4 protein-coding genes are annotated in these 2341 nt (G+C 75.0%); all 4 read left to right on the top strand.

The features are described 5' to 3' along the window. Nucleotides 1-448 (top strand): ribosome maturation factor RimP (gene rimP / locus CBZ_RS19170; RefSeq protein ID WP_130783049.1); only part of this gene is annotated, 448 nt, incomplete at its 5' end. A gap of 1 nt (nt 449) precedes the next feature. Continuing rightward, entirely contained in the window at nt 450-1550 is a 1101-nt protein-coding gene (gene nusA / locus CBZ_RS19165; RefSeq protein ID WP_246013552.1) for a transcription termination factor NusA, read from the top strand. Next, nucleotides 1547-1936 (top strand): YlxR family protein, encoded by a 390-nt coding sequence (locus CBZ_RS19160; protein WP_130783048.1) that lies wholly within the window; start codon nt 1547-1549, stop codon nt 1934-1936. Before nusA ends, CBZ_RS19160 begins: the two co-directional genes overlap by 4 nt. Nucleotides 1937-2077: 141 nt before the next feature. Beyond that, on the top strand, nt 2078-2341 hold a 264-nt coding region (locus tag CBZ_RS19155; RefSeq protein ID WP_130783047.1), incomplete at its 3' end, for a translation initiation factor IF-2 N-terminal domain-containing protein.

The raw sequence follows: 2341 nt of genomic DNA, 5'->3' as shown, positions 1-2341 counted from the left end.
CGCCGAGGACGACGAGGGCGAGCTCGACCTGGACCGGGTCGCGGACGTCACGCGTGCCGTGTCGGACGCGCTCGACGCGCAGGACGTGGTCGCGGGGGAGTACACCCTCGAGGTGTCGAGCCCCGGCGTGTCGCGGCCGCTGACCGAGCGCCGGCACTTCGCCCGCGCGGTGGGTCGGACGGTGAGCGTGCGGCTGGTCGACGGCGGGACGCTCGCGGGTCGGCTGACCGCCGTCGAGCGCGGTGACGCGGACGGCGACGACGCGGTCGTGGTCGTCCCGGTCACGCCCGGTGTCAAGGGGCGACGGCCGAAGACGGGCGCGCCCGTGCGGGTGCCGCTGGCGCAGGTGCGCGACGCGCGCGTCGAGGTGGACCTGAGCGGCCTGGGCCCTGTGGACGACGACGACGTGGCGGGCCCCGGTGCCGACGCCGCCGGACAGGAGAGCTGAGATGGACATCGACATGCAGGCGTTGCGGCTGCTCGAGCGGGAGCGCGAGATCAGCCTCGACGTGCTGGTCTCGGCGATCGAGCAGGCGCTCCTGTCGGCGTACCACCGCACGCCGGGCTCGCACCAGCGCGCACGCGTGGAGGTCGACCGCCGCTCGGGCCACGTGACCGTGTGGGCGCACGAGTCCGCCCCGGTCGGCGAGGACGGCGTCCCGGCGGAGGTCGAGACACCCGAGTTCGACGACACGCCCGCGGGCTTCGGCCGCATCGCGACGGCGACGGCGCGCCAGGTTATCGTCCAGCGGCTGCGCGACGCCGAGGACGACCAGGTCCTCGGCACGTTCCGCGGCAAGGAGGGCGAGGTCCTCGGCGGCGTCATCCAGCAGGGCCGCGACCCGCGGACCGTGCTCGTCGACGTGGGCGGCACCGAGGCGGTGCTGCCCCAGCACGAGCAGGTGCCGGGGGAGGAGTACGTGCACGGCGAGCGGCTGCGCGCGTTCGTCCTCGAGGTCGCCCGCGGGCCCCGCGGCCCGCAGGTCACGCTCTCGCGCACCCACCCGAACCTCGTGCGGCGGCTGTTCGCGCTCGAGGTCCCGGAGGTCGCCGACGGCACGGTCGAGATCACGGCGCTGGCGCGCGAGGCGGGTCACCGCACGAAGATGGCCGTCCGAGCGACGGTCGCGGGCGTCAACGCGAAGGGCGCGTGCATCGGACCCATGGGCGGCCGGGTGCGCGCGGTCATGGCGGAGCTGCACGGCGAGAAGATCGACATCGTCGACCACTCGGACGACCCGGCGGAGATGATCGCGCACGCCCTGTCGCCCGCACGCGTCCTGTCGGTGACGGTCGTCGACCCGACGGCGCGGGCCGCGCGCGTCGTGGTGCCCGACTACCAGCTGTCCCTCGCGATCGGCAAGGAGGGGCAGAACGCCCGCCTCGCCGCGAAGCTCACGGGCTGGCGGATCGACATCCGCTCCGACGCCGAGCAGGCCGGGGACGGGGCGCCGGACGGCGCCCGGCCCTCGACGCAGTCGCCGGCCTCCGAGCCGACCTCCGAGCCGACCTCCGCGCCGACGCAGGGCCGCCCCGGTCAGCACCGGTGACGCGTCGGGGTAGACTGTCGACGGCTGGGCCGGACGCCCGGCTCTCCTCGCCGAGCAGGCGGACCCCCGACCCCGCACCCACCGTGCCCGTCGTGGGTCCGGTGCGCACGTGCGTGGGGTGCCGCGCGACCGGCCCGAGGTCAGCCCTGCTGAGGGTGGTCGTGACCGAGGCCGTTCCGGGACTCCCGGAGCTGGTCGTGGACACCGGTCGCCGGATGCCGGGCAGGGGTGCGTGGCTGCACCCCGATCGTGCATGTCTCGAGCTCGCCGAGCGCCGCAGGGCGTTCGGGCGGGCCCTGCGCGTGGCGGGTCCCCCCGGTACGCGTGCGGTCCACGAGCACCTCGCGAGCATGGACGAGCAGGACGTCCCCGGGACCTCCCGGTGACGAAGGCCGATCGTCGAGACGGAAAGCGGGTTGGAAGCCGATGGCTGCCCGATGAGCACGCACCGATGAGTACCCAGAGATGAGTACCCAGCACTAACGACGGTCCGACCCTGTCCGGGGGCGGGCCAGGACAGGAGAGATGTGGCCAAGGTCCGCGTCTACGAGCTCGCCAAGGAGCTCGGAGTCGACAGCAAGACCCTCATGACCAAGCTGAACGAGCTCGGTGAGTTCGTTCGCTCGGCGAGCTCGACCATCGAGCCGCCCGTCGTGCGCAAGCTGCGCGACACCTACCCCGCGGGTGGTGGCGCCTCGGCGTCGGCCCCCGCCCCCAAGGCACCCGCGCGTCCGGCTCCGGCCGCGCCCGCCGCCCCGGCTGCTCCGGCCGCCCCCGCGCCGGCCCCGGCC

The sequence above is a fragment of the Cellulomonas biazotea genome (assembly GCF_004306155.1).
GTDB lineage: Bacteria > Actinomycetota > Actinomycetes > Actinomycetales > Cellulomonadaceae > Cellulomonas > Cellulomonas biazotea.
The sequence above is the reverse complement of the archived record's forward strand: the minus strand, read 5'-3'. Positions and strand labels throughout refer to the sequence as shown.

Bases quoted from the DNA above. Each gene is read 5' to 3' on its own strand.
- nusA (WP_246013552.1), top strand. From the start codon at position 450: ATGGACATCGACATGCAGGCGTTGCGGCTGCTCGAGCGGGAGCGCGAG.